At 34.0% G+C, this 6,738-nt stretch carries 3 protein-coding genes and 3 pseudogenes; 2 read left to right on the top strand and 4 right to left on the bottom strand.

The window, feature by feature from the left end; all coding sequences use genetic code 11:
* Window positions 1-46: 46 nt before the first annotated feature.
* The 4 genes and pseudogenes from Wcon_RS13585 to Wcon_RS10225 all read right to left on the bottom strand — a co-directional run bounded on the left by Wcon_RS13585 (window position 47) and on the right by Wcon_RS10225 (window position 4,438).
* Window positions 47-987 (bottom strand): annotated as a pseudogene (locus Wcon_RS13585) (IS5 family transposase).
* Window positions 988-1,556: 569 nt separating this feature from the next.
* Window positions 1,557-2,315, bottom strand: a complete 759-nt coding sequence (locus Wcon_RS10235; protein WP_114517974.1) for a cell division protein FtsQ/DivIB — start codon at window positions 2,313-2,315, stop codon at window positions 1,557-1,559.
* Window positions 2,296-3,324, bottom strand: a complete 1,029-nt coding sequence (locus Wcon_RS10230) for a D-alanine--D-alanine ligase (protein ID WP_114517973.1) — start codon at window positions 3,322-3,324, stop codon at window positions 2,296-2,298. Before Wcon_RS10230 ends, Wcon_RS10235 begins: the two co-directional genes overlap by 20 nt.
* A 740-nt stretch (window positions 3,325-4,064) precedes the next feature.
* Window positions 4,065-4,438: pseudogene (locus Wcon_RS10225) on the bottom strand (ferredoxin family protein).
* A gap of 61 nt (window positions 4,439-4,499) precedes the next feature.
* Here Wcon_RS10225 and dprA point away from each other — a divergent pair.
* Both dprA and Wcon_RS13580 read left to right on the top strand, forming a co-directional pair.
* On the top strand, window positions 4,500-5,576 hold the full coding sequence (dprA, locus tag Wcon_RS10220; protein WP_114517971.1) for a DNA-processing protein DprA: 1,077 nt from the start codon (window positions 4,500-4,502) through the stop codon (window positions 5,574-5,576).
* Between the two features lie 175 nt (window positions 5,577-5,751).
* Window positions 5,752-6,692, top strand: a pseudogene (locus tag Wcon_RS13580) (IS5 family transposase).
* Window positions 6,693-6,738: the final 46 nt, after the last annotated feature.

Below are 6,738 nucleotides of genomic sequence, written 5' to 3'. Positions count from 1 at the left end.
GGCTTTGTTGCATCGCTCTTTGGATAGTAGATAATGTATAATAAATTCATGAAGCTATCTCAAATTTAGCGACGCCAATTTCAATAAATTTATTGAGTAAGTAGCATTTTATTAGCAATTCTTTTTCACGATTTACTTCGGATTTATTTCTAAAGCTAAACCCAAATGTTTGTTTTAGTCGCGAAAAAAAAACCTCAATATATGACCTCTTTCCATAATTTACTTTTTCTTTCCACTTCTTCATACCATCTTCATTATGTAATTTGATTAACCTAATAGCAGTGTTCCTATCAGACATGTAGTCTATTTTTAAATGCTCTGCTGCACAGGTTTTTGGTAGAATTTTTGCTTTTATATTATATTCTTTGCATAATTTATAAAGCTTATGCCTATCGTACGCCCTATCGGCATATAGTACTTTTACGACATGCTGAAAATCAACTTTTTTTAGCAGATCACAAGTGATCAGAGTAGACACCGTTACTGTATTTTACAGCTATGGCGTTTTTGCTATTTATATTCAACATTACATGCAATTTTCTTGTCTGTTCATAGCTGCGATACTTTCTATCTTTACTATTTTCCTTACTGTGACCAGGGGTATTATTATAAATACTGATACTTGTACTGTCTATGGCAATTTCAATATCTTCCATATTGTTTTTGTCAACTCTGCAATCATTGATCTTAATATTGAGTTTTTTAAACCTTCTTGAAGCCTGCGAATAGCTAATGACTGCTAAGCCTTTTCCTACTTGCTGCAAATATCCTTTTATAAACCCTACCGTTTGTCTTAAGCCAATTCTAAAGAGACTAGCGACTATATGCACTAAAATCACAACTTTATCACTGTAAATATTGTTGCCACCGAACACTTTTGGACCATGTTCGTACCAATTTTCTATTAATAAAATGAAAAATATTTCCTCTTTCTTGGAGAAATTTGTTATATTCATTGCAGTTACTGACTTTCATTTGCTGTGGCATATTTTTTCTTCAATGGTTAAATGGCTATTCTATAATGAATTTTGTCAGTAACTGCCAGTTCTTTTCTCTTGAGTGATGCAACAAAGCCATCCCAGTGCCACGCACTGGGATGACAGGAAAAGGGCTACTTGCGTGATATGTCGTGCAAGTAGCTAGCACATAGTTGTACGAACATTCATTTTTGAAGACAGCAAATGGTGTCATGCCAGTGCCCAGACACTGGCATCCAGGAATTTTATTACGTTGGCAAGCACAAAAGTAGCTGCTTCATGTTAGAATACAGCGTTTCCAATGATTACGAAAAAGCTGGGTTCCAGTACTGGAATGACATCCTACTTGGCATGACACCCTACTTTAGTAAATTTGTAAAGAAAACTGAATTCCAGTGTTACGCACTAGAATGACAGAAAAAGTGCTACTTGCATGACAGGAAAAGTATAGCCTTTCCTATAATAGTCCGAACAGGGTAAGATATGTGTTTATACCTATAGTAGGCCAGTAGCATATTATGATCTGTTCGGATTATTGTGAAAAGAGCTATAGCTACTTGCATGACAAGAAAAGGAGCACTACCTTTTTACAAAGATCTTATCAGCAACACGCATATCAATTATGCTCCAATTGTTAAAAGTAAAGTCGGTTGTATTTTGCAAGTGATTTAAATAATCCCATGCGCTATAAGGATTATCTTCAGGCAATTTTACTGTGGAACTGTCATCGAGTACGATATTCCACCTTCTATTTCCTACATAAATACAAGAAGAAATATGATCTCTTAATTGAGTTTTTCTCTCTAGCATATCTTTAATGAATCTTAGGTTTGATAACGAATTTTGTCCTTTAATTACAACGAGGTTATCTATCGGGTAGTCATTTACGATCACTTTACCTTCAGAATCAATTACTGAAGTTCTGTTATCATCTTTCCAGAGAGCGAAAGGTATATGTTCATCTACATCAATGCGTAAGGTATTAGGCAAAATTCTATAAATTCTTACATATTTTATCCATTTGCTTACAGATTGTATATTATCTGTCAGTTTTGAGAGGGGTATATACATGATAGGTTGCGTTCTATCTACTAAACTTAGAATATCCTGTTCATTTGTAAATTTGTTTCCAGTAATGGTTACTTTGTCGATTAAAAATCCATTGCTAAGTAATAAGCTCGATAAGCGATCGTTACACCAAATAAAGTAGTAATTGAATCGATTTGTTATTTTATCAAGTGAACTATAAAGTACTAATGTGAGAAAAAGTGCAGTTATAACAACAAAAGCGCACTTGCGCAAAAAACTCCTTTGGCTTCTAGTAACATTGTTCAACATTGGCTTGATCTCTAATATTCCTGTGATGTAAACTGTCTTCGACAATAATTTTAACTAATTCATTAAAATCAATTTCTTTTGTCAATTTTGCAATTTCTGGTACTAACGATAATTCAGTAAAGCCAGGATGTGTATTAATCTCAAGCATTTTTAAAGTGTTGTTTTTTGGATTATAACGGAAGTCTGAGCGGGAAATAGTTTTGCATCCTAAAAATTGATGAACTTTCAGTGCGTGTTTCAAGGTCATTTTATATATATTGCCAGGAATTTCAGCAGGAAATATATGTTCTGCAAATCCATCTGTATACTTTGCTTCATAATCGTAGAATTTATTTTTTGGTCGTATTTCCATAGTGCCAATGGCTTCATTTAGCAACACAGCAGTATGTAACTCTATACCCGGTATGTATTCTTCTATGATCATCAAGTCTCTTGAGTAGTCTTTTGTCATCCAAGTATCTCCTTCCTTGTCATTCGAGTAGCTTGACACTGGTTCTTCTTTCTGGTCACACGCTGCAAACATGTTTTTTAGTTTTAAATAATCCTCATGCGAAAAAATCATGTGTACTCCAATGCTTGAGCCTTCATTAATCGGTTTTAAGACGTACGGATAATCAATTTTAATATTATTTTTTAGCATATCTTCTCGACTAATTACATAACCTTCTGGAGTATCGATATTAAGAGACTGAAATATATGTTTTGAAATTGCCTTGTTCATCGCAACAGCCGAAGCCATAACTCCGGAGTGTGTATATTTTATACCTAAGATTTCCAATAAACCTTGAATACAGCCATCTTCGCCATAAGGCCCATGCAGAGCGATAAAAGCAAGGCCCGGATTAATTTTTCTAAGCTTTTCAGCAATATTGCTGTCAACATCTATTTCTATTGCATTATATGAAAGGCTATCAAGCGCCTTCTTTACTGCTTTTCCGCTCATAAGTGATACTTCTCTTTCGCAAGAAAATCCACCACTTAAGATTGCTATAGTTGGAACCATAAGCATTCTATGTTTTGCTATATATCATATATAAAAGATACTTTTATCTTCAATAGAAAAAATGTTTTGAAAAATTCTATAGCTCTATCCTATGCACAACTATACGAACGTTCGTTTTGTTAAGTGATCTATAGCTAACCCAAGAAAGGTTTTCCTACGTCATACCACCACGACATTTCTTAGCATATCTTACTTTACCCACAAATATAAATGTTTGTTGCATAGCTCTTAATGGCATAACTTTTGCTTGAAACAACTGTTTATATGGTGCAATTTACAGCTTTTAGTTGCTAAAATTATAACTCTTAGTTTAATAATTTTAATCCAATAAGCTTTCAGGTTAATAAAATTAAATTATTTGAGTAAATACAATACTATGTTTTTATTTGTGGGTAATAGTAAGCTTAGCATATAGCTCACACAGATAAAGTTTACTCTTTTGTCATCCTATGGCTTGACCATAGGATCCAGTCTAAAAAAATCTGGATTCCAGCGTCACGCGCTGGAATGACAACTTAAATTGTTCAGTACAACCATAAAATTTGTTTCGGTAAACCTAATTTGGGTTAGCTATAGATCCCGCTAACACGTAGCGGGATGACATCATAGAGGCACTGGAATGACATCTTTCTTGGTGGACTCAAACTACAATGTTCGTGCGTTACGCCCTGTAATGACAAAAAAGAGTGAGTTGCTAGCTTTTCATATGGTTATACAAGGAGTTTAATCTTTTTTCTTTGTTAATATTACCCTAAATTTTCGTCAAAATAAGCTGTTTTATCCTTTTTTCTTTATACTCTTCTGCTGTATCTAGGGGTTGCTTTTTAGCTGTGATATTTGGCCACTTTTGCGAATATTCTACGTTTATGTTATAAAATGATTTAAAGATTTTTTGTTCATTATTCAGTAAGCTTTCATCTAGCTCTAGAATATCTTTTATGGAATCATCAGTTACAATTGCATCTACTGGACACTCAGGTATACACACTCCACAATCAATACACTCATCTGGGTTAATCACAAGCATGTTTTTACCTTCATAAAAGCAGTCAACGGGACATACTTCTACACAGTCCGTATATTTACATTTTATGCATTTATCTGTAACAAAATGCGTCATAAAACACTGTATATTTACATTATCTTGGGTACACTAAATTGATAAGAAATTCAAGCCTTTTATGAAGATAAATAAATTAAATAACGAAGAACTAGAAATATGGCTAAGCTTGGCTAGAGCTGTGGGACCAGTAAAGTTTTTTAGTATACTAAGAGCATGTGGGTCGCTAGATGAAGTGCTTAAATATCTTAATGAGTTAGCTAATAAGGATTATGGAATTCAAAGTGCAAAAGAAGAAATTAAGAGTGCAGAAAAAATTGGAGCCAAAATAATACCAGCATGTGACCCAGGTTACCCCGATATTTTAAGGAATATAACGAATTGTCCGGCTGTAATAACCGTGCTTGGTGATGTATCATTATTAAGCCGTGAGATAATTGCAATAATTGGTGGTCGTAACTCTTCGATGAATGGAAGAAATTTTGCCAGTAAACTAGCACTTGATTTAAGCAAAGCTGGTTTTGTTATCGTTTCTGGACTTGCAAAAGGAATCGATACCGCAGCAAACAGTGTAATATACAAAAATCATCCCACTATTGCTGTTACAGCAAGCGGAATTGATGTGGTGTATCCAAAAGAGAATTTTGATCTATACAAAAGAATCACTGAAAATGGCGGATTAGTAATTACTGAGCTTCCATTTACTACTAAACCAAAGCCTCAGTATTTTCCTCAAAGGAATCGTATTATATCTGGCCTGTCACTCGGTGTTGTGGTAATTGAAGCATCAAAAAAGTCTGGTTCTCTCATCACAGCAGATTTTGCTTTGAATCAAGGAAGAGAGGTGTTTGCAGTTTCTGGTTTCCCTCTAGATTCACGCTGTAGTGGTAGTAATTATTTAATTAAAAACGGCGCTAAACTTGTTGAATCCGCTGATGACATAATAGAGAGTATTAGGTTTAGTTTACCTCCTCAGCAAAAAAGTCTATTTGATATCGTTGCTGACCAAAAACAAGGAAAATTACAACAGGCAAAATCTGTTATAGTTGATCATATTAACTCTGTACCTGTTGATATAGATGAACTTATATTAGCAAGCGGACTTTCTACCAACATAGCTCTAATGGCTCTTTTGGAACTGGAGTTGGAAAACAAAATAGAGCGTTCACCGGGGAATAAAATATCGTTAATTTTCTAAGCTATAACCCCACAATCGTACGAACATTATGATTTGTAGGCAATTTGCGTAGCAAACGGTTGTCATCCCAGTGCGTGACACTGGGATGGCTTTGTTGCATCACTCAAGAGAAAAGAACTGGCAGTTACTGACAAAATTCATTATAGAATAGCCATTTAACCATTGAAGAAAAAATATGCCACAGCAAATGAAAGTCAGTAACTGCAATGAATATAACAAATTTCTCCAAGAAAGAGGAAATATTTTTCATTTTATTAATAGAAAATTGGTACGAACATGGTCCAAAAGTGTTCGGTGGCAACAATATTTACAGTGATAAAGTTGTGATTTTAGTGCATATAGTCGCTAGTCTCTTTAGAATTGGCTTAAGACAAACGGTAGGGTTTATAAAAGGATATTTGCAGCAAGTAGGAAAAGGCTTAGCAGTCATTAGCTATTCGCAGGCTTCAAGAAGGTTTAAAAAACTCAATATTAAGATCAATGATTGCAGAGTTGACAAAAACAATATGGAAGATATTGAAATTGCCATAGACAGTACAAGTATCAGTATTTATAATAATACCCCTGGTCACAGTAAGGAAAATAGTAAAGATAGAAAGTATCGCAGCTATGAACAGACAAGAAAATTGCATGTAATGTTGAATATAAATAGCAAAAACGCCATAGCTGTAAAATACAGTAACGGTGTCTACTCTGATCACTTGTGATCTGCTAAAAAAAGTTGATTTTCAGCATGTCGTAAAAGTACTATATGCCGATAGGGCGTACGATAGGCATAAGCTTTATAAATTATGCAAAGAATATAATATAAAAGCAAAAATTCTACCAAAAACCTGTGCAGCAGAGCATTTAAAAATAGACTACATGTCTGATAGGAACACTGCTATTAGGTTAATCAAATTACATAATGAAGATGGTATGAAGAAGTGGAAAGAAAAAGTAAATTATGGAAAGAGGTCATATATTGAGGTTTTTTTTTCGCGACTAAAACAAACATTTGGGTTTAGCTTTAGAAATAAATCCGAAGTAAATCGTGAAAAAGAATTGCTAATAAAATGCTACTTACTCAATAAATTTATTGAAATTGGCGTCGCTAAATTTGAGATAGCTTCATGAATTTATTATACATTATCTACTATCCAAAGAGCGATGCAACAAAGCC

The organism is Wolbachia endosymbiont of Cylisticus convexus (genome assembly GCF_003344345.1).
Note: the sequence above shows the minus strand (reverse complement) of the source record. Positions and strands in the feature narration are given on the sequence as shown.